This window comes from Lentzea sp. HUAS12, assembly GCF_024125735.1.
In the GTDB taxonomy this organism is placed as follows: domain Bacteria; phylum Actinomycetota; class Actinomycetes; order Mycobacteriales; family Pseudonocardiaceae; genus Lentzea; species Lentzea albida.
The window spans coordinates 4,495,707-4,521,901 of sequence record NZ_CP099738.1 but is presented as its reverse complement, the minus strand read 5'-3'; the positions used below and the strand labels follow the sequence as shown (position 1 = coordinate 4,521,901).

Sequence of the window (26,195 nt, the reverse complement as noted above, 5' to 3'; positions counted from 1 at the left end):
CCTCATCACACCGGCGTAAATGCCTATCCGGTGCGGCACTGGGCTGTCCAACCGGGAGCTTCTCGTGTGCGATCGCGTCCGAGAACCGCATGACCGCCGTCGTGGAGTTCCGGGGCGGTGCCGGCGACCGGGTGGAGTCGCGCGGCGATCGCGTCGAGTTCGACTCTGCGCCTGACTCGGCGTCCGGCGTCATCACGGCGGGCAAAGCGCTGCCCGCCGTGACGGGTCTTCGCAGACACTGGCTCGGACACAGCTGTACGAGGCGACTCGGCTGCCGCTGCACATGGCGCCGAACCACGTGGTGTGCCTGACGGCCGTGCCAGTGGTCGGATCGCCAACGACACCGCCCACAGATGGGCGGTGTCGTTGGCGTCCCGAGTTCCTGCCTGTTGATCCCGGCCGGGATCCGACCCCGTTACCGATCGACGACTGAGTTTCAGGTTCGTTCACGCGCCCGGCCGCGGTTCGGTGTGGTTTGGAACTGTTGCCTTGGACGCCGGTCGTCGCCTCTCCGCCTCGCGTCCTCCCTCGACGTGAAGCCCTGTGTCGTGGCGCTGGATCTCTACCGCCACGACCGTCCGTTCCCGGTGCTCAGAGCTTCCAGAAGGCGCAGAAGTACCTGTTCACGCCATTGCGCAGGGCGTGATAACCGGCCTTGCGCTCCACCCATTCGGGCAGGCAGTAGGGAAGCTGCCTGTTGAAGTAGGGGTAGGAGCTGTACTCGGCCGTGATGTGGCGGCCGCGGTGCCAGATCGTCTTCGTGGCGCGTTCGCCGGTCGAGGCCCGGTACCCGTGGGGAATTCCCCACGCCGCCGTGACCTCGAGGCGCTCGCCCGTGGTCGCGTCCACCGTGCAGGCGTAGTCGTTCTTGTGCTTCTCGCCCCAGAAGCACACCCCGTCCTCGGCGTGGTTCCTGGCCCTGTCCGGAACGCTGTACACCCGGATTTTCTGGCTCTTGTACTGGTCGCCGATGGGCACGGGCCCGACGACGCCCGCCGCCTGCGCACCGGTGCTGCCCGCGAGAACGGCCAGCAAGGCAGCCCCAGCGATGACTATCAGCCTTTTCATGGTTTCTACCTCATCGAGTCGGCTCGGTGGTGTCGCGTCAATACTTCGAGCCTCCGGGTACATGCTCAATCCGAAAGATGTGGAACTGCCGGACGTCTCGACTGCCGCGCGTGACGACTAGTCACCCCTAGTGTTCTCGCGGATCTCTGACTCTTTTCGGTGATTCTTCGCTTGCTACTCGGTGAACTGGATCACACGATTACCGCCAAGCTCCAGTGCGTTCCGCGCCATGTCCGGGGAAATGCTTTCCGTGACTTCCTGGACTTCTCGAATTCTTCGCGGAAGACGTCAGAGAGAAAACGGAGGTGCTGCGTGATCACTTCAAGGAAGCTCGTCACCAAAGTCCTTGTCGCGGTGCTGGCGGTTGCCGGGCTCGTCTCGGCGGCTCCGGCCGCTGTCGCGGCCTACGACGGTTCCTGGCGAAGTACGTTGTGGAGGCAGGGGCCGCACAACCCTGCGCCGGACGTGACCAGGCCGGACGTGATCGGTGACTGCGGGCGCCTCAACGGAGGCGCCAAGCCGAAATGTGCTTACCGCGTCATCAAGAGGCTGCCCAACTACATGGAGTACAAGCAGGTGGCGAACTGGGTGTACAACTGCAATCCCCGCGCCAAGACGCTGTCACGCTTCTTCAGCTATTCGGTTCAGGAAGCCACGACGCTGACGACCGGGACGACCTCGGTCACGACCCTCGGGGGTAGCTTGCAAGCGGGTTTCATCAAGATCACGGCCGATACCAGCCAGCAGGACTTCACCAGCCTGTCGACCACCAACGCCTCCGCCTCTGGCACCGGTTTGTATCAGGACATCCCACCTGGATACAAGGGAATCGTCTATCTCGGGATCTACAAGTACAAGTTCGAGGGCTGGTACGAGGCGAATTACCCGTCCAGGATCTTCAACCACTACAAGTGGTACTACCCCGGTTACGGGTCGGGTGGCGTGTACCTGTCGGGGGCCGTCCTCAAGAACGGCCGTCCCGACACGAGGGTGGCATCCAACGTGGTGAGGTGTTGACCGCGCGGGAGTCAGTCAGCATTTCCTCAAAAACTCGTAAAGGTGGTTCAGGTGCGTTTCTCGATTTCTGTCAAACGACTGCTGGCCTGCGTGGTGGTGGTCGGTGGTTTGGGCGCGATGCTGACGCCCGCCGCCTCCGCGGCCTACGACGGCAGCTGGAGCAGCACGTTCTGGCGTCAGGGTCCCTACAACCCCGCTCCTGACGTGACCCGGCCGGATGTCATCGGGGACTGTCGGGGCACCAACGGAGGGGTACGCCCGTCGTCCTGCGTGTTCAAGCCGGTCCGGTCGAACTACTACTGGGGCGCGTGGAAGCGGGCGTCGGACAAGTTCGACAACTGCAAGAGCCGGGTCGCGGCCAAGTTCGGGGCGGCCACGGCGGTGAGCACCGAGATCAGCGTCGAAGTCGGCAGCACGACCTCCTACAGCGGCAGCGGCGGCGTTTCCAAGGGAGCCTTCAGCGCCGCGCTCGAAATGTCGGTCTCCTACACGAACAGCCAGGCCACGGCCAATGCCAAGACCTTCTACGACTCCCAGTACATCACTGTCCCTCCTGGGCACGTCGGCTGGATGGAGTTCCGGCCGTTTAAGGTCGACGTCATGGGCTGGTTCGACGTGAAGTACCGGAACCGGATCTTCAACCACTACAACTGGTACTACCCCGGATACGGCAGTGCCGGGGTCAAGTTCACGCACAACACCGTGTTGAGCAGCGGCCTGCCTCGAGGTGAGTACAGGCCTGTCGTCCAGCGCTGCGGTGGTCACCGGTAGCAGGTCGACCGACCTGGGGTGGACCGGACTTGCCGGTCCACCCCAGACGCATGTGGTCCCTGCCGCGGAGTCACCGCCGCGCGAGCCCTCGCACCCCGGCATGTGCACGTCATGTCATGACAGATCCTGTTGTCGCCCTTGGAGAGTTCGGGGACGTGGAGCGTCTCGATCGCGGCGGAACGTACCCGCGTCGGCTGGTCCCCCGTTTCTTCCCGGCCGGATCGGGGACCTGTTTCGAAGTCTGATCCGCGACAGCCGGGCCAGAGGCGACTCTTGGCGGACGGCCCGCACACGACACCCGGTGGTGCGGGCCTTCCGCCCGCGACACCAGGAGCCATCTCGAGTTGGCGGCAGAGAACTGCTTCGGAGGTTGTTCTCCGAATTCGCCGGGAACGGTTCGGGATGGTGTGCGGCCGCCTGGTTTCCGCGGGAGGAGGTCCGATGCTCGTCACCGGAGCCGGTAAGCGGGGAACACACCGAGGAGCCTCATGTGATCAGAAGAACGGCCTTGTCGGTGCTGGTGGTCCTCACGGTGCTCGCCGCGTCGCTGGCACCCGCCACCGCGGTCACGTACCACTACGTCGGAACTCTGGGCAGGAATCTCGACGACAAGCTGATCAACCTATACCAGAACCCGCGGGACGCGGAGAAGCACGACGGGTGGTGCTACGTGCCCGGCAACCCCGACAACAGGGGGAGGGCGTGGTCGTGCACCGTCGACAAGCCTCGAGGAGATCTCTTCCGCTACGACTTCCCGATCATCGCGGAGAACATGACCTTCTACTTCGACGGCAGGACGCACCGAGCCAAACGCCGGGCACCGTACAGCGGGTACAGGCCCTACTGCGTGCCCAACGTCTACCCGCGTTCCCCGAGCGGGTTCCTGAAGCACTACTCCTGCGCTTACTGGGTGCCGCTGTGACAGCGGGTGAGAGCGGCCGGCGGTCGATCTGAAGCGCTCGCCTTGCCCCTCCTCGCTCGGCGCAGGATGCTCACCGGCCTGGACGAGGCGACTCCTCCGCCCAGCGGATCGAGTTTCCGCACGGCCGACGGCAGAACCGTCCAGCGCGACGTTGACCGATGGCGCTCCCGGAGGCGACCGTGCCGATCCGGACGGCGGTTTCATCGCGACGGCGGTCCACCTCCACCACGCTGGATCGGTACCCCCTTCGGCGAGCACGCCCGCCGGGTGCGCCGGGGCAACGGGTGGTGCCCGATCTTCGGATCGGCCCAGGCAGGGGACAAATGGTGTTCGACGTGGCTGAATCGAACCAGGGATCGCGAGGTGCCGGCTCCGCACGAAACCGCGGGTCGCCTCGACGACCGGGAAACCGGACGTCCTGCCCGTTCAGGTTGCCGCTGTGCTGGGGACAGCGCCGCCGCGCGTCCCGCTGTATCCCTCCATTCTCAAATTGACTGTTCCGGGGTGGTAGAAAATCACTCCTGCTATCCGCGGTCGAATCATTGAACAGGTCTGATTCTGTTTGCTGGAAAGGTTTTCCAAACAGGCTGGGTTCCGAGCTGCGGCGGCTCTGCTGGTCACGCTGTCTTCTTTGTCGGTAATAAACGGAACTGCTTCGGCGGCTGACTGCCGGTTGGAGCAGGTGGTTCCCGCTTACTCCTCCGAAGCGTCGATTCAGGGGATTGTCGAAATTTCTTGGGACTCCAACTGCAACTCCTATATATGCGGGTACTGGAAGTCCCGCTGACCCTCCGGTGTCGATCTGCCGTGGGACCTGGGCCAGGCGCCGGCCCTGGTGTGATGCCGGTCGGCGAGGGTTGTGCGTGTTCCGCCGTTCTACCGCTGCGTCGGTCGAACCGCGGAGCACGCATCGCGGTGGTGAGGCTTCAGCCCTGTGCGCACCGGTGGTGCGTTCTGCCGCCGCCCGATCGTGGATCACGTCCTGCCGCGGGAGTCCGGTGCGGCCGTGCTGGCCCGCACGACCAGGTGAGTGGGCAGGATCCGGGGTTCCGGCGGCTTTCCGGTCTTCAGCTGATCGAGCAGCATGCGGGCGACCGCTTCTCCCTGGGACGCCACCGGTTGCGCGATCGTGGTCAAGTCGAGCGCCTCGGCCATCTCGTGGTCGTCGAACCCCACGATCGAGATGTCCCGCGGTGCGGAGAGATGGTGACGGCGAAGCGCCTTCAAGGCGCCGATGGCCATCTCGTCGGACATGGCGAACACCGCGGTCGGCGGCTGGGAGGCCGCCAGCAGTTGCGTCATCGCCTGTTCTCCGCCACGCGCGGTGAACAGGCCGGGGGCTTCCCACTCCGCCCGCCTCTCGAGACCCGCATCGGCGAGCACGTCGAGATACCCCGCGAGCCGATCTCCCGGCGCGGTGAAGCCCAGCGTGGAATCCTCGTTTCCGCCGATCAGGCCGATGCGGTGGTGCCCGATGTTCACCAGGTGCCGCACCGCGACGCGGGCAGCGTGGCGGTCGTCGATGCGGACGCAGCCGAACCCGTCGGACTGGGCGCCGACGATGGCCAGGGGAACCCCCAGACCGCGCAATGCCGCTGATTCCGTCTCGGCGAGCGGGAGCGACAGCACCAGCATCGCGTCCACCCGGCCCCGTGCGGGGAGCTGGGTGAAGAACCGGGACCGCGAAGCGTCGTCATCGACGCTGTAGACCAGCAGATCGAGTCCCGCGCCACGCAGAACGCGCTCGGCGCCTGTGATGACCTGCCCGAAGAACCAGCGGGAGATGTGGGGCACCACGACCCCCACCGTGCCGGTGTGGCCGGTGGCCAGCCCGGAAGCAGTCCTGGACACGCGGTAGTCCAGCCGTTCCGCGACGGCCACCACGCGCAGCCGGGTCGATTCCGAGACATTGGACAAGCCGCGTAGAGCCCTCGACACCGTCGCGGTGGACACTCCCGCTTCGCGCGCGACATCGGCTATGTCGGCCATCAACCCTCCTGAAGACGTGAAGGCATCATCCTGTCACCGCGGCCACCGTCGTCGAGAGTGGATCACCGCGCCGGCGTGAGCCCCACGGGAGGGGTTCGCGTCCGCCGGCCCGCTGGGGAAGAAACTCTGATTCTCTCCGCGCCGCCGTGCTCCACGGCGATCCTCCATGAGCGATCACGGTTGGGGGTGGAACGGGTGACGGATCGAACGGTACGCGATTTCTGGCCCACTCGGAGGCGACAACCTGGAGGCGGGCTTTTTCGGGATTTTTCTCGTTGGGAGCCGTGTGAACGTAGGCTACTTTGTGGATGAGGACCTGAATCTCGTCACGTCTAACGAGGGTGTTGAATTGTGATTCAACGTGCGATTTTTCTCATGCTGGCAGCGTGTTCCCTCTCCGTCGTATTTTCTGTCGGATCGGCGTCCGCCGCGGGTGATCAGTACTATCACTGGCGCACCTACACCAAGGGCGCGATCGTGGACGACAAGGCATTGGCCATGTACGTGAACAGCAAGGAGGTGCAGGCGAACCGCGACGGCTGGTGCTTCGTTCCCGGAAACAAGAGCAATCGAGGGAAGAACTGGTCCTGCACGGTCAAGAGCAGCGTGGTCGAGGTCTACGCCCCGGAGCCGGGCAGTACCTACCTGCACCCTGACGGCAGGAGCTACAAGGCGTACCCGTACCCGTCCGATCGGATCAAGGGACACCTGCCTTATTGCCTGCCACGTGACACTTCCCCCGAAGGCCGTGTGTCTCGTGGGAACTTTTACTACTGCGCGTACTGGGTGCGTTGAACGTCCGGAGATTTCCGAGTGTCACCTGCCGGCGACTTCAGGAGGCGGGGAAGCGCCGGTCCGTTGACCGTGGTCTTGAGGTAGGGGACTGACACTCCGGTGTGGTTCGCGCCGCGTGTTCCGGGATTCGCCGCGGGGTCGTCTCCGTCACGGCGGCGAGGCCACCGGGCTCGGCGCGAAATCGTCCCTGTGCCGAAGGCCAACTCCGGTGGGGCGGTCGGACTGCACGTCACGGCCGCCCCACCGGCCCTACGGAGAAACCGGGACAGCGAGTGGTCCGGTCGTTCCCGGAGATCGACTTCTTCCCATGTCAGGGCCTCGTGCGCCAGCAGAGGGCACGACACCGCCAGAGAGCGACTCGTGATCATCGGTTCGCGACCCGGCGAAGTGCGCACGTGACCGCCCGGAAGTCGACTCCCGCGCTCGTGGTCGACAGTGGTGCGCTGGTGCCGGGAGATGTAGAGCCGCCCAGGGCACCCATGCCGAGGCAGGGGCGATCCGCTTCGGGGGACTCTCCGGACCGGGAACGTGCTCAGGATGCCGGTTCCCGCGGCCTGGGCACTGGTGGTGCTCCGTCCGGTCGCCGAGAGCTCTAGACGCCGGACGCTTCGGTGGTCGCGTTCTCACGGCGTGACCACACTGGTCATCTCACTTGCCGCCCACCGTGCTGGTGGAAGCTGTCAGAGTTCGCTCTTCGGTGCCGAAGCGCAGTGCCCGCCGAGCACATGACGATGCCTCTTCAGCTCGAAGCGCGCATCGCGGTCCAGCAGCGGGCCCAGCCGCATACCCGTCCGCTGGACCGTGCCGTCATGCTCCCAGGCTGCGGCCGAACCGGTCACCGATGTGCGGCAGTTCGGCGGATTTGGTGGTGGCCAGCGCGTGTGCCGTCATGGCGCTGCTGAGCATCAGCAGTCCACGCGTCGACGTCGGCTGGTACCCGGTGATCTCCTCGATGCGCGCGAGTCGGTACTCCAGCGTGCTGCGATGGATGACGAGTTGGCGTGCGGCCCTGCCCCGGTTGCCCTCGGCAGCGATGAAGCACTTCAGGGTGTGGTGCAGAATGCTGTTGTCCGCCAAGCCTTTGACCACCTTGGCGAGCGAGCTCGCGGTGGCGGGATGGTTGAGCACGGCGAAGTCGACGATCACCTGTTCCAGACCGAACAGACCGGGCCGCCGGCCACTGGCCACGGCCAGTCGCACGATGTCGGAAGCCTGTTGCTGGCCACTGGCGATCTCCGCGAGCGGTTTCCACGACAGGCCGATCCACAGGTCTCCGCCGATGCGGTCCCACAGGCTCTGACCGAATGCCCGCAGCGCGCGGTCGTCGGACACCGGGGCCAGTACGTAGGCCCCGTTGGGTGCCAGCACCGAGAGCTTCTGCGTGTCACGATCCAGCCGGACGGTCCTGGCCACCCTTTCCATGGTCGCCGCGTCGGGCGAGCGCAGGGCGGCGATGGCGTAGGCGGGAGCCAGCACGGAAGGGTCCGAGATCTCGTCGATGCGACCTGACAGCAGTTTGACGGCCAGCGGCTTCGAGGGGACCTGCCGGCTGCGTCCGTCCCGCACGCCGTCGAACAACTCGCGCAGGAGTCGGGCGCTGATCGTCGTGACCTCGCGCGCCATCACGATCACCTCGACCTCACCTGCGAGAAGTGGGTCCGAGGTCACCACGTCGATGGCTGTGCTGGTCAGACTGCTCATCATCACCGCCAGGCCGTCCACCGGACTCGACGTGGCGCTGCACTGGCGACCTGCGTTCCTGATGAGCGACAAGACCTCGGTGGTGCAGCAGGCCTGAGCGTTGGCGCCGGCTACGCAGTTGGCCACGACCTCGGCCAGGCAACGGGCCACCGTGGTGGAGGGTGCTTCCGTGGTCCCGCCCAAGCCGGAGAGCAGGTTGTCGTGGATCCTGTCGACGAGTTCGGCGACCGAGCGGAAGCTCCGTGACACCGCAGGGTCCGGCGAGGTGAAGTCGAGAATCTCTCGAAAGCTGTCGATCATCAGGTCGAAATTTCGTGAAGGCATGGTTCAACGCCTTTCCGCAAGCCGCGATCCAGTGTTGAGGCAGCGTGGCCAATTACTGCCTCGCAGAGGATGCAAGCGTTACACAAATTGCAGTAATCCTCAATGTTTTCTCAGGATGTGGAAGTTTCTGCTGGTCCTGATGAATTGTGCGTGGCTGCTGTCGCCGAGGATGGAGATTCCGCCTCTCAGGTCATCAGCGTGTGCACCGCCAACGCCATCGCGAGCATGTTCAGGCCGACGGTGGTGATGGGTGAGTGGCCAGTCAGCCTGTCGATCTGGTTCAGTCTGTAGTCGATGGTGCTGCGGTGGATTTTCAGTCGTTCTGCTGCTCTGGTCCGGTTTCCCTGGCTGACCACGAGGAGTTCGAGAGTCCGTTTGAGATCACTCCTCACCATGACCGGTTGAATCATGGCGAGGAGCTTCTCCCTCACGGGTGACGTCGTCGCCACCGCGAACTCGACCGGGAAATCCGAGATCTGGTAGAAACCAGGGGCCAGGTCGAACATGGCAGTCAGGCGCAGCACGCCCTCAGCGGTTCTGAACGACTCCAGCGGGCCGCCGAACACGAGCGGCTCCGCAGTCATCACCGTGCTGGGTGGCAGCATTTTCAGTAGCTCGCGGCACATCCGCTCCGCCTTCCTGCGATCGGCCAAGCGTTGTATCGCCAGTAACTCCTCCGGGGAACTCTGGACGACGGCAGAACCGGCGCCGACGTCGGTCAGCATTCGGTACAGCTCGTCTTCCTCGGGAAGTTCGCCCCGTGCCGCCACGATATAGAGACAGTTGTTCTCGTAGGTCGCCCGGCTCGCCGGATCGTCGTAGCCCGCGAGGCGCAGGGACAGCGGTGACCAGTCCGCCCGATTGGCGAGTTCGGCGTCCTTGAACCTGCAGTGGAGCGCGATCACCGACTCCGCCGTGCTGGACATCAACTCCACCGCGTGCCTGATCGTGCTCAGCCTGCTCCCGCTGGGATCCGCGATCAGTTCGTTGACCAGGGTCGAGGCGACCGTGTGCACCAGCCGGCAGGCGTCGTGCTCCTCGATTCCGGCGTTCGTCATCGAGTGGGCGACGTGACGTGCGGTCATGTCATCCGGGTGTCCCGACCTGACCACCCTCGCCAAGAGTTCTCTGAGCACGCCCGGGATGGCGGACGAGTGGGTGCTCCCCATCCCGCGGGTCGATTCGTCCTGCTGTCCCTGAACAGTGAAGTCGCCGTCCTGGACTCCGTTCTGATCGGGCGACGGGGAGGTCCAATCGATTGGCACAGGTGTCCTCGTGGTCGATGAGCGAGTGCGGACTGCTTTGTTGTCACGTCCGGCGGAAGGCGACTTGTGTGTCCTTGTCCGGGCTGGGTGTCCGAAATCGGTGCTTTCCTGGGACGAGAGTCGCGATTGACGGAAGAGTGGAGTCAACAGAATGTAGCTAAGCGTGCGCACGCGCGGTCTCGGAGCTTGCGAGCGTTTGTGCGGAACACTTCCGCCGATCTCTGATGAAACGTCTTGTTCCTGTGTGGGTGCATGTGCTGGAATCGCATTCCTGTGCGCTAGTCCGGGTCATGCTGTCAGCGTGTGGACGGCCAGCGCGATGCTCAGCATGTTCAAGCCCGCCAAGGTGAGAGGGGAGTAGCCCGTGATCTGCTTGATGCAGTCCAGGCGGTAGTCGATGGTGCTGCGGTGGATGGCCAGAGCCTCCGCGGCACGAGTTCGGTTCCCCTTGAAGTGCACGAGCGACAGCAACGTGGTCCTGAGGTTGTCCTTCGTCATGACGGGTGCGAGCACGGCGACCAGGTGCTCGCGGACAACGGTCGTGTGGGCGGCGGCGAACTCGATCGGGAAGTCCGCTGCCCGGTGCACTCCCGGTTCGATGTTCAACGCCGTGGCGAGGTTCATCACGCGGTCCGCGTCGCGGAACGGCCGGAACCAGCCTTTCGGGGTGATCGGCTCCACGGAGATCCTGGTCGCCGGCCCCAGCGCCGTCCTCACCTGCTCGCAGGTGGCCACCGAACTCGTGTTGTCCGCCAGGGTGGCCAGGATTCGGGGCCTACCACTGGAAAGGTCGACCGCTGCCGCCGAGTCGACCATCAGCTCGACCAGCGAGGGGATACGGGCGCGGTCCAGTTCAGGTCCGTCGATGCTGATGGCGCAGAAGTCCACCCGCTGAACCGAGGGAAGGCTGAACGCGGTTCGGTGCACCGCGTTCCTGTGGCTCCCGCGCTGGGCGTTCTGGACCACCTGCTGCCGGTCTCGTGCGCACCCCTCGTGGAACGTCGCGGCTATGTCGTCCGCCAGCACGATGTCCGCCATGGCGCGTGCCGCCCGGTCATGCGCGTCCGCTCGCGAAGTGCCGACCATCGTGCGGCGGACGAGTGACGACGTCGTCTGGTGCACGACGTCGAGAAGGATGTCGAGTTCCCCTCCGTTTTCCATCCACCAGTCGCAGAAGTCGTGGATCTCGGATGTCGGCGGTCTCCGTGCGACAAAGGAGCGTTCGCACATGTTTGCCACGTGCAGGGCGATTTTTTCTTCGTGTTGCGCCCATGGGGTGATGTCACGACATGCGGTGTCGATGTCCGGGCTCGTGTGAAGCATGTTTCCTCCGCAGGTCCTGCGACGTTCTCTTGCACGGGTGCCTGAAGCCACCTTTTTAGGTGATTTCGGACATCCGTCCACCCCGGTGCGGGTGGTCTCGCGGCGGAGTGGGACTTGCTCCGCCAGCAGGTTCTCTCCTCCTGCTGGCGGATCCCCGGCGCTGATGGCCATCCGCTGATGGGCTGTGGCGCTGTGGTGACAGGCAGCCCCGCGTCGTATTGAAAGTGAAACTCTCACGGGTCGGTGAGGTCCAGTGTTCGCCCTGGCGGATTGCTGCCTGTCGTAGAACGGCCAGGCATGTCATTCGATAGCGGTTCACCTGTGATGGGTCATCGACACCGAGTTTCCGTGTCGCCGGAAAGAGGGTGCGAAAACCTCATGCCCAGCCGGCGGAGGCCGGCTGAGCATGAAGGTTGTTCGTATTCGATGAGTGGAATCGACCGTGGCACCGGGCGACCGCTGTCCTCATCCCTTGACGGCTGAGCTCGCCAGGCTTTGCACGAACCATCGTTGGAACGCGAGGAAGACGATCAGCACCGGTGTCACCATGACGACCCCGAACGCCATGATCTGTCCCCAGTCGTAGGGCGGCTGCCCCTGGAACACGCTGATCGCCAAGGGGAGCGGGCGCACCGCTGGGTCGCTGACCACCAGGACCGGCCACAGGAACGATCCCCACTGGGTGAGGAAGGTCAGGATTGCCGCCGAAGCGAACACGGGCTTGCTCATCGGCACGATGACAGAGACGAACGTGCGCCACGCCCCCGCGCCGTCCAGAGTGGCGGCCTCCTCCACCTCGACGGGGAGTTCGGAGAAGAACGAGTGGAACAGATAGATCGAGAACGCGCTGGCCACGAACGGCAGGGCCTGCACCGTGACGGTGTCCCGCATCCCGGACAGCATGTAGAACAGTGGGACGGCGACCGCCTCGAACGGCAGCGTCACCAGTGCCAGCACCAGCACCAGCACCAGGTCCTTCCCCCGCCAGCGCAGCCTGGCCAACGCGTAGCCCGCGAGGGAGTTGACCACCAGCCCGCACACCACGACCACCGACGTCACCAGCAGCGACACCCCGAGGAACCCGAAGAAGTATCCGGTGTCCGCTCCGTCGAAGCGATCGACGAGCCCTGCGTAGTTGGCCGTGGTGAGGTTGTCCGGCGTGAACACCGAGAGTCCGCCGAGCACGTCCTGCGATGGCTGGAAGCTGCCCAGCACCATGTAGACGATCGGGCTGGCGAACAACAAGGCACCCACGACCAGGGAAGCCCTGTCCAGCAGGACGATCAGCCTCCGGGGCCCGCGCTTGCGGGCGTCGGTGGATGCGCGCCGTGCGCGCGGGGTGGGTGCTGTCGTCGAAGTCGTCACGCCTTCTTCCTCTCCGCTCCGAGCAGACCCCTCTGCACCAACGTCAGAGCCAGCACGATCACGAAGAACACGACCGTGATGGCCGATGCCCTGCCGATGTTGCCGTCTCCGTCGAACGCGGTGGTGACCGCCTCGTACAGCACCGTCCGGGTCGAGTCCTCGTCCGCGCCACCCCGGATGAGTACGTAGACCTGGTCGAAGAGCCGGAAGGACAGGATCGTCGTGACTGTCACGACGAAGACGAGAGTGGGTCGCAGGCTCGGAAGCGTGATGTGGCGGAACTTCTGCCACGTGGTCACCCCGTCCACTGCGGCAGCTTCGTACAGCGAATCCGGGATGCCCTGCAAACCGGCCAGGATGATCACCATCTGCAGGCCCACCCCCTGCCAGATCGACAGCAGGACCACCGATGCCATGGCTGTGCCAGGGGCGCCCAGCCAATCGTGCGGGGACCAGTTCCCTGAGGTCACGGCGTTGAGCCCGGCATTGAGCAGGCCCGCTGAGTCGCGTGAGTAGATCACCCGCCACACCACCGCGACCAGCGCCATGGGAAACACGACCGGCATGAAGAACACCGTGCGGAAGACCACCATCCCACGGACCTTGCGGTTGCACAGCAGAGCCAGTCCCAAGGCCAGCGCGGTCTGCAGCGGCACCACGACCGCTGCGAACGTGGCGTTGTTGAACAGAGCCCGCCGGAGTTGGGCGCCGAGGTCGGGGTCGAACAGGATTCGCGCGTACTGGTCGAGCCCCACGAACTGCGCGGGCCTCGCCGAGTTCAGGCGCAGGGAGAACAGCGACAGGACGACCGCCAGGACCAGCGGTACCACCAAGAAACCGATCAGGCCGATCAGCGCTGGAGCCGACATCGCCCAGCCGGTCAAGTCGCGACGCCGCCGCCCCTGCCGGGATGCGGCGTTCCGTGCGGAAGGCAATCTCATTCCCATCACTCGTACTGCTGGCTGGAAACCGGACGTGCCGCGGACACGTTCTCGACACGACACGTCCGGCTGGTACTCACTTGACGCGGTAACCGTCGTTCTCGGCGAACGTCCGGTCGATCTCGCGGGCCGCCTTGCTCAGTTCACTCTTGGCGTCCGCGCCGCGGTAGATCGCGCTGAACGCGCCGGAGAACGCCTTGCTGATCACCGGGTAACCCGGGGTGACCGGACGCGGCACGGCGACGCACTCCGGTGTCGGTGGCTGGTCCCCACACGTCCGGTTCAACTGCTCGGCGAACAGAGCCAGTGGCCCGTCCTCGCGGTAGGCGGCGCTGTTGATCAGGCCGCTGCGTGTTCCGGGCGGAGCGCCGTTGGCCGTCGTCATCGCCTTCACCGACTTGTCGGAGAGCAGGTCGTCCAGGAAGACGCCCGCTGCCTTGGCGTTGTCGCTGCCGCTGGAGATGCCCCACGCCCACGAGCCCTGGCCGGTCTTCGCACCCTTGCCGAAGTTCGGCAGCGGCAGCACCAGCAGGTTCGAACCCAGCGCTTTGGAGTACTCGGGGTACGACCAATGTCCGGACCAGCTCAGCGGCACCCGTCCCGACGAGAACGCCTTCGTGTCCGTGTTCGGGTCCACGAACTGCCGCCACGACGCGACTTCCTGGATAGCTGTCACAGCGGTGTCGGAGTCGAGCGTCCCCGCCGCCTTGTCGCCGGTCATCAGCGCGGTGCCGGCGGAGGACAGCACGGGGGAGAAGGCGTAGGAGCCCCACTCACCGTCGAAGCCGACGTTCTCCGCCAGGTCGAGGACCTTCCGGTCGGCGTCCGCCGCCGCGAGCTTCTCGAGGGCGGAGTCGAACTGCTCGACCGTCCACGCCTGGTCGACACTCGTCGGGTACGAGACGCCCGCCGCGTCCAAGAGCGACTTGTTGGCGTAGAGGCCCAGCCCTGAATCGAACATCGCGAGTCCGTAGATCTTGCCGTCTGCGGCTGTTCCCTGGGCGACGACCGAGTTCGTCGCGTTGTTCTCCGTCTGCGGGTTGATGAACTCGCTCAACGGGGAGAGCTTGCCGTTGTAGACCAGGCTGCTCATCGTGGGACCGTCGAACTCCAGCACATCGGGCAAGGCGTCGGGCGAGCTGGCGGCGATGGTCTTGGCGTAGTCGGCCTCGGGGATGAGCCTCAGGGAGGCGGTCACGCCCTTGTTCGCCGCGTTGAAGTCGGAGACCGCCTGTTGCAGGGCGGTTACCTCTCCAGGCTGGCCCTGATGGGCCCACACCGTGATCTCACCGGTCCCGCTGCCCGCCTTCGCGCCCTGCTCCGAATCACTCCCCGTCGACCCGGAGCATCCTGTGGTGATCAGTGCCGCTGTGATCACCACAGCTGACGCAACTCTGCGCCCTGGCTTGGACCTCATCGTTCCTCCTGCTCGCACAGTGACCGTGTGTGGTCGTGCGTGGACGTTAGCCAGAGCACTTCTGGCCTGCAAGCGCTTACATGAATTTACGACTAAGGGAGGAGATTCGCTTGTTTTTCTGAGATATGACGCGTGTAGACGCTTGCAGGATGCAGGGAAGCTGATCGCTGACAGGGGGTTGGACACAGATGGGGTGCGCTCCTCGATCGAGGAGCGCACCCCATCTGTTTCGCCCCGGGCCGCGAGGTGGCGCGGTCCGGGCGGGGTTCAGGGCCCTGCACCCCGAACCACGTTCGACCGTAGGTCGATCGACCGTCGTGAGTGCCTCTCGTGCACGCGTTTCACGGGATGTTCCCCATTTCGGGGAACCGTGTCGTACTGCGTCCTACCGCAGGACGACGTTGGCGTACGCGAACGCCGAGGCGTCGGTGAATACCTTGACCCCGAGCTTGGTGTTCAGTGTGGCCGCCGCGGTGGCGGTCAGCGTCAGGGTGGCCCCGGCCTGCGTGCTCGCCCCGATCTTGAACACGTCGACGGCCTTCGGCGAGAGGTTGACGCGAGCCGTCACGACGCCGCGCTTGGTGTCCACCGCGAGCCGCGTCAGCGTCACCACCTCGGTCTTGCCGATGATCGCCACGCCGCCCAGGTGCTCGATCTTGCCGTCCTTCGGAACGCCGATCACCGGTAGTTCGATGACGTCCGTCCGCGCGTGGCGGTACGAGGAAATGATCCTCAGGCCTGCGGCCTTGGTCGCCTTGGACGTCGCGGCGTCGATCGTGATCGTCGTGCTCCCCTTGGTCACGTGCTGTGCGTGCACAGCTTCCTGTGACTGCCGGGCCGTCGAGTCCGTCGCCGACGCGGGCAGTGCCGCGAAAGCCATGCCGACGCCCGCGACAGCGGTGGCGAGGGCGATGCCAAGAATACGCTTACGCATGAATCTACTCATTTCGTAGTATTCTGTGTGGTGATGCAAAGCTAGCGCGTATTCTCCTCGAAGTCGGTCGTAAAAATCCCCAATCGTCTCCTAGAAGTATGCAGGCTTCGCGGCTCATGAGCACGGTGCACGAATTCGCCGCTTAGCTCTGCGCTGGACTCTCTGGATTTCTGGTAAAGTTGAGGAAAAAATTGAGAAAGACGTGAGATCGGATACTCGTGTCCACTTCGAGGGCGCCAAAGGCCAAAACTGCTGGTGCTACGTCTCTGATGCACCTGATCGGCTGAAGAACTCGTTCTCTGGTGTCGTTCCCGACGACCCTCTCCAGCGGCCCTCGAAGTGATCCGGGTGAGTCGACGGCCGGTTCGCCCGGCTCCGCCGCTATTCCGGCGAAGGTCGGACACTTGCGCGGGGCGGCATGCGCGACGAGCGTCGGCCCTTCCTCTTACTGGCGGCGCGTGCTGATGGTCCGAGCTCGTACACCAGCAGGGCGTGCATCCTCAGAATCCCCATCGTCCGGTCCAGCCGTAGCCGGGGTAGTTCCGGTTCGAGTAGAAGCCGCAGTAGTAGGTGTTCGAATCCGCTGCGTGGTACTGCCTGCGCTCGAACACCCAACGTGGCATGCAGTACGGCTGCTGCTTCGTGCTGGCCGGCGGCGAGCCGTAGGCGATGAGGCCATGTCCAGGGATGGAGTGCTTCTCGTTGGAAGCCAGATGGAGTACGCGAAAAGGCCTTCTGTCGTTGGTCACGTCCACGGTGCACGCGCGATCGAAGTAGTGATCCCTGCCCCACTCACACCACCCATCCCGCCCGCTGCCGGCGAGCGCTGGGTTGTCGTAGAAGCGGATGAAGCCGTATCCGTAGACGTCGAGGGTGGTAACCACCCTCGGGCCCGCCTCGGCCTGTCCGGTGCTGACGAGCAACGACGCCAGCGCTGCGGTGACCAGTGTGAACACTCTTTTCAACTGAACCTCCTTTTCAACTGAACCTCCCGATTGGTCGTGCCGCCATCTCGCCGACATCGTGCGGACCGTCCGAATGCGGCACCGAGACGATAGTTCGGCACACGGCGCCGGAGCGGGGAGCCGCGCAATTCGCGGAATTTTCTGTTAGCGGGGAAAAACAACCGTGAGGTCTGAGATGAAACTCCGTGGCGAGAAGGTCGTCCGCTAGTTTCGGATTTCACGTGGCCCGCCGAACAGGTCGCATCCCCACCAGATCATCGACTGAGATCACGCCATGCGGCTGACTAGAGGTGGAGCCGCTGACGTGCCGACGTGATCGCCGTCCTGGTGTCGGCGAGGATGGTTCCGAGCCCGTTGCCGAGCCAGGTGACCGCACGTGCACGCATGGCGTTCATCGTTGCGCTCTCGGTGATCCAGGTTTCCATCCGGCGAATACCGCCCCCCAGGGCTCCGCCCGCCACCGCACTCACCAGACAACCGTAGAGACTGTCCCGGATCAGCTTGCTCTTGTTGGTGGTGCCGTAGATGTAGTTGGCTGCGAAGGCGGATGCCGCGCCGGCTACACAGCCTCCGATGATGGCCGCGAGCAGGGACGCGGTACCTCCGGTCGCGAGTTCGGTTGCCGCCGTGGCGAGCACCGCGACGGCCACGTAGAGGGCGGTCGCGGCCAGCGCAGCGAGTATGCCCTTGACCCAGCTGGGAATCTGGCCGAGTGTGCGACCCTTGTGAGGAGCCACTTTCTGCGCGATGCAGTCCCGGGTCGCCACACCCCGGACATCGGAGAACGCCGTCACGGTGAACTGGAGTTGGCCGGGTTGGTAGGTGCTAGCCATTTGAATGGGAACACCGTTGTTCTGCCCGTTGCCCGATCGCAGGACGTTGGAGACGATGTTCCTGGCTTGGACGGCACTGCTCGCGTCGACTCGGTAGGAGTTGCCGACTCGGCAACCTTTGCCGCTGACCGCGAAGGTGAACTCGCCGGTCTTGATCGGCACGCTGTGTGGTGGTGCGGCGTGCGAGATGCCTTGAACCAGGCCGAGAACGACGGCGGCTGATGTCAGAAGGACGGTCGTGGTCCGGCTCGCGGCGGCGAAAGCTCGACGCATTGGTGATTCACTGGGCTGACAGACCGTGGCGATGTCCACCGTTGTTCCTCCGAAGGCGATGATGAGAACCTGCTGTGGCCGACCTGATGAGGTGTGAAGGGAGAGGAACGAATCTCCGACTCGTCGAAAGGTCGTGAGCTGGTTGCGGTGGACGCAGAGCATGGCGGGTTCCTGGTCCTGGACGGACATCTCCCTCCAGGACCAGGAACCCGCACGCCGCGCCGCAAAGCCCGGGCGGGCAGGCGCCGTCTTTCGCAAGGTCAGGGCGCCGAGGAGCGGCCGTGGCCATCAGAAGCTGAGGCACGGTCTTTGGCCGCTCAAGCGCTGGTGCAGCCCGAGCCACTGCCGGTGTAGGACGCCCCCCCGTTGGGAGTGACCAGGAAGCAGCTGTTGGTGTTGACCGGCACCGTCCTCGTGATGTCGTTGTAGTAAGTGTGAATCTTGATTTCGACGTGCTCGTTCGCACCGCGCCACGTCCACGCCCAGTAGGCGTAGTCACCTGTGTGTGCTTCGTGCCACGAGTAGAGGATCCGGCCGTCAGACCCGACCAGCTTCCCCCATGCTTCCCAACCTGCTCCACTATGCGTGGAGATCTTGACGAAATGCCTCTCTTCGATCGCCTGTGCATTACCTGCGGTAACCACCACCACGCACAGAGCCGCCATGATTGCGGTCAACATTCTTTTGATCATCGCGTACTTCGATCCAATCTCGTTTTGCCGAATTTCGTGTCACTGCGGCTTCGTTTCGGAAGCGGCTCAGCAACGCGCTGAAGCCGCAGCTGCGAGCGCGAACCAGGCTGCGAGCGCACGCTACCTCCGCGAGAACGCTAAAGATTCGGATTTCACGGAATTACGAGAGGAAGTGATGCGACCTCCACAATGTTCTTGTCCGATAAGTGTAAAAAGAGAGATCTGTCGCAAATCGCCTCGTGGCTTACGTGCTCCAGAATTCAAAGATGTTCGACCTCGGTCGGTACCTGCCGACTTCTTCATCCTCGGAGACTTGGAGAGCGAAGCGGTCGCGTACGCACCGGATCAGTTCCGGGATGCTGCGGCCCGGCCCAGCGGTCCTCATCGGCCGCGGTCACGTTCGGCCCTGCTACGTGACTGTGCTGATCCCGTCGTAGAGGCCGGCGACCCGGAACTGTCTCCCTGGATCGCCTCGGTGTGACTTTGTTGTTGACGTGGTCGCGCCGGTCGTCTCATAAGCAGGGAGAGACCAAGCGGCGCGGTGGGGGTGCCACGCCTCGAGCGTGACCGGCATCGGGTCGGCCGCGCGCTTAAGACCGAACTGCTCGATTTCGTTGTCGCCGACCGGCCGCACCTCCGTGATCACGGAGTGACCCGGATCCGGGGGTGTCTCTGTCAACATCAAATGTGAATGACGGGCGGCCGAGGAATTTTGTGTTGTTGGTACTCGACGTCATCGGTCCTTCGAATCTGAGTGTGTTTTCTCTCGCTGGTCGCCTATGTGCAAATCTGCCAATGGCCTCCACAGATTTTGGTACGCGAATTGATTGTAGTTGTCCTTTTTGGTGCTGTACTGTGGTTCGACTGTCGAGAAACTCCGTGGCAACGCGATCATGCGCGCTCTTCTTCGAGTGAGAACGCGCTCGCTCAGCTCTGTCGTCGTGCGGGAAATAAGTACAATCCGAGGGGATTCATGTCCTACTGCTTCGGCGAACGTGAACCACATGGGCGCCAGTTTCGTCGGTGGCTCCCGGCGGCTCGTCGTGTCGCCATCGTTCTGACGACCACCGCAGCGCTCGCCACCGGTCTGGTGCAGGCGTCCGCCCACGCCGCACCGCGTCACTCCGTGCCCGTCAAGGCCGACGAGTTCATCATGGCCGTGCCCGGCAAAGGTTGCCGAGTCGGTCACACCTACCAGATCAACGCCAGCAGCGTCGCCGAAGCCCGCCGCACCAACAGCAGGTTGAAGGTCGAGAACAGTCAGCGCAACGGCGGTTCACCCATCACCGTCTTCACGCGCTACGTCGAGGGCTCCGATTTGGTGATGGCCACGGCGTACAGCGACGTGCGGGGAATCGGCACCGAGGACTGCGTGCAGCAGAAGGTCCACGCGCATCGCGGCTGCGCACTGTCTCAGATGCCGTTCTGGGCTCGGCAGTTCTTCTCCATCGCGGCCAGCTTGGTTGTATACACCGTCACCGTCACCGTCACCGTCACCGTCACCGTCACCGTCACCTTTGCCGCAGCCGCGGTAGCACTGGTCACCGGTGGTAGCGGCTCCGTTGTCGGCGTCGTCATCGGTGGCTGCGCCGGCGGAGCCCTGTCCGCGGTCGCCGCGAACAAGATATTGGGCCGCAGGAACACCATGGACATCGTTCTCGACACCGTAGCCGGTTGCCTGGCTGCCTACGCCGCCTTGCCTGGCATGACGGCAGGGCTCAACAGGCTGATCCTTTGGCTGACAGAACCCGCCACCATTCCGCAGGATGGCGTAGCGATAGGAAGGTGATCGAGACGCCATCCTTTGCAAGGAGCATGCTGGCGAGCACTGCCGGAACGGTGCGTGCAAGCCGTGAAAGACCACGCATGGAAATCCGACGTCGCGAGCTCTCGGAGGCCACCAGTGGTCTCCGTCGCCTGGTCATGATCTTGGTCCGGGAAGCTGGTGTTCATCGTTCTGGGGTGCGTCGGCCTCGACCGACCCGACATCGGTCGACGTCACTCCCGGTCGAGTGCGAGCGCCAGCACCCCGGCGTCCTGGTCGCCGTGTGGCACCCAGGACAGGCCGTGATGGGCCAGGAATCCCTGCACGTGCGTGAAAAGCGGGTTCTCGTTGGAAGACCACTGCCAAGCGTGCACCCCTGAGATCATGTGCGCTGCGGGTACCTGCCATTCCGCCAGGAGCCTTTTGGCGACAGCACTGGTGTTCGTGCAGTAGACCATCAGGTCAGGTTCGTCATCGTGGAAGTAGCCGCGTATGGTCGAGGCCGGCTCAGTGCTGTCGTCCAGCACACCGACGGCGTGCCAGGAATCTCCGTCTGTGTCGAGCAGCGCCAGCCGGGAGGCGATCTCGGCGCTGGTGACATAAGTAACCCGGAAACCCAGGCGAATGAATTCTTCGATCACCGCGAGCGCGGGAAGCGGTTGCCCGTTCTCCGGGTTGTCCAGGATGGCGATGTGCTTGCTGTGCCAGGTCTGTCTGGCCATCGGTGGCTCTCCGTCCGCTCACTGCGACATTCGTGAATCCTTCCTCAGCATGGTCTGAGGCGTTATCTCCCCGGCGCGGCCTCCACAAATTTCTGATTAAGTCCGGAGTGTTCCGCAACGGGTGATGGCCGACCGATGGAGTACCCGGACGGACTGCGTGAGCGGGTGGCCTCGGACGGCGGTCGACGACCGGTGAATGTGAAGCGGCTCGCTCGGCTGGGGGTGTGTCAAACGAGCGGTGTAACTCGGGTTGAAGGAAACTACTTGCGTCCGGCGGCCAGGCGGCCGTCGAAGGCGATGTCGAACGCGTTGAGTGCGGGTTTCCACCGCATCGTCCAGCGTGCGCGGCCGGTGCCGGTCGGATCGAGGCTCATGATGGCCATGTAGACACACTTGAGCGCGGCCTGCTCGTTGGGGAAGTGCCCGCGGGCCTTGACGGCGCGGCGGATGCGGGCGTTGACGCTCTCCATGGCGTTGGTCGAGCAGATCACCCGCCGGATCTCCGGATCGAAGGCGAGGAACGGCACGAACTCGGCCCAGGCGTTGTTCCACAACCGCACGATCGCCGGATATCGGCCGCCCCACGCGTCGGTGAACTCGGCGAACCGCTCGCGGGCGGCGGCCTCGGTCGGCGCGGTGTAGACCGGCTTGAGGGCCTTGGCGATCGCGGCCCAGTGCTGACGGCCCGCGTAACGGAAACTGTTGCGCAGCAAGTGAACCACGCAGGTCTGGGTGATCGTCTGCGGCCAGACCGTGGTGATCGCGTCGGGCAGCCCGGTCAGGCCGTCGCAGACGACCATGAGCACGTCGGCCACGCCCCGGTTCTTGAGCTCGGTCAGCACGTGCAACCAGTATTTGGCGCTCTCGCCGCCGTCGCCGGCCCACAACCCGAGGATGTCGCGCCGCCCTTCGCAGGTGACCGCGAGCGCGACGCAGATCGGCCGGTTTGCCACCTGGCCGTCACGGATCTTGACGTGGATAGCGTCGATGAAGATCACCGGGTACACCGCGTCGAGCGGCCGGTTCTGCCATTCGACCATGCCCTCGATCACCTTGTCGGTGATCGTGGAGATGGTCTGCCGCGACACCTCGGCACCATAGACCTCCGCCAGGTGCGCGGAGATCTCCTCGGTGGTCAAACCCTTGGCAGCCAACGAGATCACCATCTCATCCACACCGCCCAGGCGCCTCTGCCGCTTGGCCACGATCTTGGGCTCGAAGCTGGCGTCCCGATCCCGAGGCACGTCGATCTCGACCGGGCCCACGTCGGTGAGCACGGTCTTGGACCGGGTGCCGTTGCGCGAGTTGCCGGTCCCGCGGCCGGCCGGGTCGTGCTTGTCATAGCCGAGGTGATCGGTGATCTCGCCCTCGAGCGCGGACTCCAGCAGCCGCTTGGTCAGCTGCTGCAGCACCCCGCCCTCACCGGTCAGCTTCAGCCCGCTCGCCTTGGCACTGCTCAGCAGCTGGGCGACGAGCTGCTCGTCGAAGCCGTCCAGGCCGGTCGCGGGCTTCGAGTTCTCGGCGTTCTCCACGCCGGACATCATGTCGGTCATCAGGTGCACTTCCGTGATCGGGAGTTACACCGCTCGTTTTACAGTCCCGAGGAATCGCGGATTGGCGCCTCCGCTGCTCTCAGGGATCGGATCGAGCCCAGCGGACTGACTGTGTGGCCATGCTAGCAGTTGCCTTCGATCAAGCCCCTCTGGCTGGTCAGCCCCGCCTGGATAGACCGTCCTCGCTCATATCTCAACGCTAGTGTCGACTCTGTCCGCATTTGTCAGCCCAGCGGTGGCGCCTTCGCTGTCATTAGGCACCCGTGATGTCGGGTTGCTCCGCCGTGCCGTGGCCCATTGGTCGCATGAACTGGTGTACCTGGATGCTGGAATCGAGGTAGTGGCCGCAGACCCTGAGATGGGAACCTCTAGCGTCGTGCGACACGCCGTGAGGTTCTCAACCAGACCGTCGCCGTGTCTCGTCCGAGATAACTCCGTTGCGTAGTATTGCTGCGTACAGACAGGGATAGGCGCTGTATACCCAGGGCAGCGCTGGGCGTCCGCGCTCAGCGAGGATCGCAACCTCTCTCAGGGACGAGGCGGCCACTGCTAGCCAAAAGGCCGGATGTCAGCGCTCGGCGAGGATCACAACTTATCTCACGCGTGAAGGAGTGGATCTTGAAGTGTCGTGCGACATGCGCCAACGCACTTGATTCGCAGTCAAGCGCGCCGAACTGCGGTCAACCTGCCTGTTTATACAGGTCAGCGGCCTGTGAACCCGTATCTGGGGGTCAAGGGGTCGCAGGTTCAAATCCTGTCGTCCCGACGGCCAATGACTAGCGGGTTTACCTTTCGAGGTAGACCCGCTGGTGTCGTTTTTGCCCGATTGTGGTCGCAAAGTGGTCGCGCTATGCCGCTTCGGCTTCTTTCAGTGCTGTCTCGATCGCTTTCACCGCGTCGAGCGCGACGTGCCGGAGCAGGTGACCGTAGATTTCCGTTGTTGTCGACGAGGTTGAGTGGCGCAGCGTCTTCGATGCCATGGCCAGCGGGACTTGCGAGCTGAGCATCGTGGTCGCGGCGAAGTGACGCAGGTCGTGGACGCGAATCCTGGGCAGCCCCGCCTGCTCGGTGAGCTTGTGGAACCGACGCAGGACGTACTCAGGTCGGAGCGGTTGGCCTCCGCGTCGTGTGAACACGAGCGCGCGTGCGGGCTGCCGGCTGGCTTGGTCCTTGAGTGCGGCAGCAACTCTGTCGGAGAGCCCGATCCAAGCGAGGCTGCTCTTGGTCTTCGGCGCGGTGAAGACCGGCGTGGAGTTGTTGATGTTGGACAACGTGTGGCGGACGAAGAGCATGCGCTCTTCGAGGTGCACGTCGGACCAGTGCAGGGCGAGCGCCTCGCCTCTGCGCATGCCAGTACCGATGATCAATTCGAACAGGTTGGTCAATGGTTCGTTGTGGTCAGCGCAGTGTTTGAGGAATGTCGCGGCCTCGGCGGGTGACCAGCACACCGGCTCGTACTTGGTAGGTCGGGTGACCGAGACATACTTGGCTGCGTTGTACGGCAAGCGGTGCTGTCGCACGGCGTCGCCCAGCGCGCTGGACAGCGTCGCGAGGCAGCGGCGCAGTGTCGTGTGCCCGCGGCCGGCTTCCAGCTGGTTGCGGGCGTAGAGCACGACGTGCTGGTGGGAGAGATCTTCGAGTCTAATCGACCCGATGTGCGGGAGCAGATCCTTGTGGACGTACGCGTGGTAGTTCGCCATCGTGGTCGGCTTGAGCGTCAACGCCTTGGTGCGCAACCAACTCTCGAGATAGGTGGCGACCGTTTGGCGATCGTCGATGACGATGCCGGTGCGCTCGTATTCCAACACCTTGCCCAGCGCGGCTTGAGCGTCTGCCTTGGTCGCGAAGCCGCCCCGGCGTCGTGTGCTCCGTTTGCCGTCGAGCGATGGCAGGTCAACTGCGTAGGTCCAGGAACCGTGCTTGCGGTTCGTCAGCTTCGGGCAGCGAGCACCAAGTTGGCGACCGTCGGTGCCACGGCAGGCGCAACGGCGGTACACGCGCCCGCGATTCGGGTTCCTCATGACGAAACTCTCCGGTTCCTTCGAGCTGCTCCCTGCGAGCAGTCCAGGATCGGAGCATGTGCCGAATGCGACCACAGCGCGACCACAGACTGTATCCATGCTGGTCAGGCCGATGACACTTGTGACTGTGACAACCGGTTCCGTTTACGGAGTAAAAGCACGCATCTTCGCGCGGAAGGCGCGTGATACAACGGGCGCAGTTTACTGCAGGTGATCGCTGTGAGAATTGATTTATTGCGACGCTCCTGGTGTCACGTTTTTGACTAGTTTGCTCCTACTCCCGTGCTGCTTGTTGTGATTTACCGAGTAGGGTGTGGCTCTCACAGCTAGAGTGCGTGCGGTAACGCGTGGATACGAGAGGGCGACAAGTAGGCCATGAGTGATGTGCCCGCGCTGATCGGCCGCTACGTGGTGGAGCGCGAGCTTGGCTCCGGAGGCATGGGCGAGGTGTACCTCGCCTACTCGCCCGCTGGTGATCCCGTTGCGGTGAAGCTGATCCGCAGCGATCGGCTGGATCCGGTCACCCGCGCACGGTTCGAGAAGGAAGCTTTGATCGCCCGGACCGTCATCGGGACGAACAGGGTTGCGAGGTTCCTCGACGCGGATCCCTATGCTGATCGCCCCTGGCTGGCGATGGAGTACGTGCCGGGAAGCACCTTGTTCGTTCACGTCGAAGCGCATGGCCCGTTGCCTGCGCCGCTCGTCGCAAGTCTTGGTGCGCTCCTGGCCGAAGGCTTGGCAGCAGTACATGCCACAGGGCTCTTGCACCGAGACCTCAAGCCACAGAACGTGATCATGGGCGGCTACGGTCCGATCCTGATCGACTTCGGCCTCGGCGCCTTCCTTGACGCGGCGAAGGACACCCTCTCACACAGCGGAATGATCATCGGCACAGTGCGCTGCATGCCACCGGAGCAGGCGATGGGGCGCCCTCAGGTCACGCCAGCTGCGGACGTGTACGGGCTGGGGACCGTTCTGCTGTACGCGGCGACCGGGCACTACCCCTACGAAGGCGGCCGATGGGAAGCCATCGTCGGACAGGTCGCCGACCCCCGCCAGTACCCTGACCTGGGCGGCCTCCCGGACGCTCTGCTTCCGCTGATCTCATCGATGCTCGCGCACGATCCGGCCGATCGTCCTTCTCTCGAGACGGTGACAGCCGAGTGCACGAAGCTGATGTCCGACAATAGTTTGTCGCCAGTGAGCGCCCGGCACGCATTGATCGACCGCACGGTTGGCAGTTCGTCAGCGATAGCGGTATCACCTCCGCCGCCTTCTCTTCTGGACCAGCTCGAAGCACAGGCTGTCCCCCTCAGCGGCGAAATGGCGCTGGACAGCCCTCTTGACGGTCTTCCCGATGCGTCTGCGGAAGCCTCAGAGAACGAGGTGTCCAGTGAAGTTGACCAGGCCGCTGCACCCCCTCAGGCTGGCGTACGCCGCGGACGGGTACCTGCTTCGCAGCGAGTGGCCGAGGAGCTGCGGAAACAGTACGCAACGCAACCTGGGTTGTAGTCAGTTCTGCAGGGTTGGACGAACGAG

General features: G+C 64.2%; 21 protein-coding genes. 6 read left to right on the top strand and 15 right to left on the bottom strand.

What is annotated here, in order from left to right; translation table 11 throughout:
• Positions 1-591: 591 nt before the first annotated feature.
• Entirely contained in the window at positions 592-1,068 is a 477-nt protein-coding gene (locus tag ND450_RS19835; RefSeq protein ID WP_253327555.1) for a hypothetical protein, read from the bottom strand.
• 312 nt (positions 1,069-1,380) lie between these two features.
• Between ND450_RS19835 and ND450_RS19830 the strand changes: the two genes are divergently transcribed.
• From ND450_RS19830 to ND450_RS19820, 3 genes are all read left to right on the top strand, one after another.
• Positions 1,381-2,085, top strand: coding sequence for a hypothetical protein (locus ND450_RS19830; protein ID WP_253327554.1), 705 nt, complete (start codon positions 1,381-1,383; stop codon positions 2,083-2,085).
• 51 nt (positions 2,086-2,136) lie between these two features.
• Positions 2,137-2,856, top strand: coding sequence for a hypothetical protein (locus ND450_RS19825; RefSeq protein ID WP_253327553.1), 720 nt, complete (start codon positions 2,137-2,139; stop codon positions 2,854-2,856).
• Positions 2,857-3,346: 490 nt separating this feature from the next.
• The gene (locus ND450_RS19820) at positions 3,347-3,778 is read left to right on the top strand and encodes a hypothetical protein (RefSeq protein WP_253327552.1); all 432 of its coding nucleotides are present in this window, start codon (positions 3,347-3,349) and stop codon (positions 3,776-3,778) included.
• Positions 3,779-4,753: 975 nt separating this feature from the next.
• Here ND450_RS19820 and ND450_RS19815 read toward each other — a convergent pair.
• Positions 4,754-5,767, bottom strand: coding sequence for a LacI family DNA-binding transcriptional regulator (locus ND450_RS19815; protein WP_253327551.1), 1,014 nt, complete (start codon positions 5,765-5,767; stop codon positions 4,754-4,756).
• 351 nt (positions 5,768-6,118) lie between these two features.
• Between ND450_RS19815 and ND450_RS19810 the strand changes: the two genes are divergently transcribed.
• On the top strand, positions 6,119-6,562 hold the full coding sequence (locus ND450_RS19810; protein WP_253327550.1) for a hypothetical protein: 444 nt from the start codon (positions 6,119-6,121) through the stop codon (positions 6,560-6,562).
• Between the two features lie 807 nt (positions 6,563-7,369).
• Here ND450_RS19810 and ND450_RS19805 read toward each other — a convergent pair.
• The 10 genes from ND450_RS19805 to ND450_RS19760 all read right to left on the bottom strand — a co-directional run bounded on the left by ND450_RS19805 (position 7,370) and on the right by ND450_RS19760 (position 18,583).
• Positions 7,370-8,563 carry a CdaR family transcriptional regulator gene (locus tag ND450_RS19805; RefSeq protein WP_253327549.1) on the bottom strand — a complete coding sequence of 398 codons (1,194 nt, stop codon included), beginning with the start codon at positions 8,561-8,563 and terminating at the stop codon, positions 7,370-7,372.
• 209 nt (positions 8,564-8,772) lie between these two features.
• Positions 8,773-9,672, bottom strand: a complete 900-nt coding sequence (locus ND450_RS19800) for a helix-turn-helix domain-containing protein (RefSeq protein WP_253327548.1) — start codon at positions 9,670-9,672, stop codon at positions 8,773-8,775.
• A 468-nt stretch (positions 9,673-10,140) separates the two neighbouring features.
• On the bottom strand, positions 10,141-11,346 hold the full coding sequence (locus tag ND450_RS19795; RefSeq protein WP_253327547.1) for a CdaR family transcriptional regulator: 1,206 nt from the start codon (positions 11,344-11,346) through the stop codon (positions 10,141-10,143).
• 294 nt (positions 11,347-11,640) lie between these two features.
• Entirely contained in the window at positions 11,641-12,540 is a 900-nt protein-coding gene (locus tag ND450_RS19790) for a carbohydrate ABC transporter permease (RefSeq protein ID WP_253327546.1), read from the bottom strand.
• Positions 12,537-13,409, bottom strand: coding sequence for a carbohydrate ABC transporter permease (locus ND450_RS19785; protein WP_253327545.1), 873 nt, complete (start codon positions 13,407-13,409; stop codon positions 12,537-12,539). The genes ND450_RS19790 and ND450_RS19785 overlap by 4 nt, the downstream gene beginning before the upstream one ends.
• A gap of 148 nt (positions 13,410-13,557) precedes the next feature.
• Positions 13,558-14,859, bottom strand: a complete 1,302-nt coding sequence (locus ND450_RS19780) for an extracellular solute-binding protein (protein WP_253327544.1) — start codon at positions 14,857-14,859, stop codon at positions 13,558-13,560.
• A 424-nt stretch (positions 14,860-15,283) separates the two neighbouring features.
• On the bottom strand, positions 15,284-15,832 hold the full coding sequence (locus ND450_RS19775; RefSeq protein WP_253327543.1) for a hypothetical protein: 549 nt from the start codon (positions 15,830-15,832) through the stop codon (positions 15,284-15,286).
• Positions 15,833-16,332: 500 nt separating this feature from the next.
• Positions 16,333-16,797 (bottom strand): hypothetical protein, encoded by a 465-nt coding sequence (locus ND450_RS19770; protein WP_253327542.1) that lies wholly within the window; start codon positions 16,795-16,797, stop codon positions 16,333-16,335.
• Positions 16,798-17,081: 284 nt separating this feature from the next.
• A complete protein-coding gene (locus ND450_RS19765; protein WP_253327541.1) occupies positions 17,082-17,942 on the bottom strand; it encodes a hypothetical protein in 861 nt (286 codons plus the stop codon).
• A gap of 278 nt (positions 17,943-18,220) precedes the next feature.
• Positions 18,221-18,583 carry a hypothetical protein gene (locus ND450_RS19760; protein WP_253327540.1) on the bottom strand — a complete coding sequence of 121 codons (363 nt, stop codon included), beginning with the start codon at positions 18,581-18,583 and terminating at the stop codon, positions 18,221-18,223.
• A 985-nt stretch (positions 18,584-19,568) separates the two neighbouring features.
• Between ND450_RS19760 and ND450_RS19755 the strand changes: the two genes are divergently transcribed.
• Positions 19,569-20,384 carry a hypothetical protein gene (locus ND450_RS19755; protein WP_253327539.1) on the top strand — a complete coding sequence of 272 codons (816 nt, stop codon included), beginning with the start codon at positions 19,569-19,571 and terminating at the stop codon, positions 20,382-20,384.
• 209 nt (positions 20,385-20,593) lie between these two features.
• Here the strand turns inward: ND450_RS19755 and ND450_RS19750 are convergent, their stop codons facing one another.
• From ND450_RS19750 to xerC, 3 genes are all read right to left on the bottom strand, one after another.
• Entirely contained in the window at positions 20,594-21,082 is a 489-nt protein-coding gene (locus tag ND450_RS19750; protein WP_253327538.1) for a hypothetical protein, read from the bottom strand.
• 260 nt (positions 21,083-21,342) lie between these two features.
• Positions 21,343-22,626: an IS256 family transposase gene (locus ND450_RS19745; protein ID WP_253327955.1), complete on the bottom strand. Its 1,284-nt coding sequence runs from the start codon at positions 22,624-22,626 to the stop codon at positions 21,343-21,345.
• Between the two features lie 857 nt (positions 22,627-23,483).
• Entirely contained in the window at positions 23,484-24,656 is a 1,173-nt protein-coding gene (xerC, locus tag ND450_RS19740) for a tyrosine recombinase XerC (protein ID WP_253327537.1), read from the bottom strand.
• Between the two features lie 375 nt (positions 24,657-25,031).
• Between xerC and ND450_RS19735 the strand changes: the two genes are divergently transcribed.
• Positions 25,032-26,168: a serine/threonine-protein kinase gene (locus ND450_RS19735; RefSeq protein ID WP_253327536.1), complete on the top strand. Its 1,137-nt coding sequence runs from the start codon at positions 25,032-25,034 to the stop codon at positions 26,166-26,168.
• Positions 26,169-26,195: the final 27 nt, after the last annotated feature.

Bases quoted from the DNA above. Each gene is read 5' to 3' on its own strand.
- ND450_RS19775 (WP_253327543.1), bottom strand. From the start codon at position 15,832: ATGCGTAAGCGTATTCTTGGCATCGCCCTCGCCACCGCTGTCGCGGGC.
- ND450_RS19835 (WP_253327555.1), bottom strand. From the start codon at position 1,068: ATGAAAAGGCTGATAGTCATCGCTGGGGCTGCCTTGCTGGCCGTTCTC.
- ND450_RS19750 (WP_253327538.1), bottom strand. From the start codon at position 21,082: ATGGCCAGACAGACCTGGCACAGCAAGCACATCGCCATCCTGGACAAC.
- ND450_RS19755 (WP_253327539.1), top strand. From the start codon at position 19,569: ATGTCCTACTGCTTCGGCGAACGTGAACCACATGGGCGCCAGTTTCGT.
- ND450_RS19800 (WP_253327548.1), bottom strand. From the start codon at position 9,672: ATGACCGCACGTCACGTCGCCCACTCGATGACGAACGCCGGAATCGAG.
- ND450_RS19785 (WP_253327545.1), bottom strand. From the start codon at position 13,409: ATGTCGGCTCCAGCGCTGATCGGCCTGATCGGTTTCTTGGTGGTACCG.
- ND450_RS19805 (WP_253327549.1), bottom strand. From the start codon at position 8,563: ATGATCGACAGCTTTCGAGAGATTCTCGACTTCACCTCGCCGGACCCT.
- ND450_RS19815 (WP_253327551.1), bottom strand. From the start codon at position 5,767: ATGGCCGACATAGCCGATGTCGCGCGCGAAGCGGGAGTGTCCACCGCG.
- ND450_RS19745 (WP_253327955.1), bottom strand. From the start codon at position 22,626: ATGATGTCCGGCGTGGAGAACGCCGAGAACTCGAAGCCCGCGACCGGC.
- ND450_RS19760 (WP_253327540.1), bottom strand. From the start codon at position 18,583: ATGTTGACCGCAATCATGGCGGCTCTGTGCGTGGTGGTGGTTACCGCA.
- xerC (WP_253327537.1), bottom strand. From the start codon at position 24,656: ATGAGGAACCCGAATCGCGGGCGCGTGTACCGCCGTTGCGCCTGCCGT.
- ND450_RS19795 (WP_253327547.1), bottom strand. From the start codon at position 11,346: ATGGCCATCAGCGCCGGGGATCCGCCAGCAGGAGGAGAGAACCTGCTG.
- ND450_RS19735 (WP_253327536.1), top strand. From the start codon at position 25,032: ATGAGTGATGTGCCCGCGCTGATCGGCCGCTACGTGGTGGAGCGCGAG.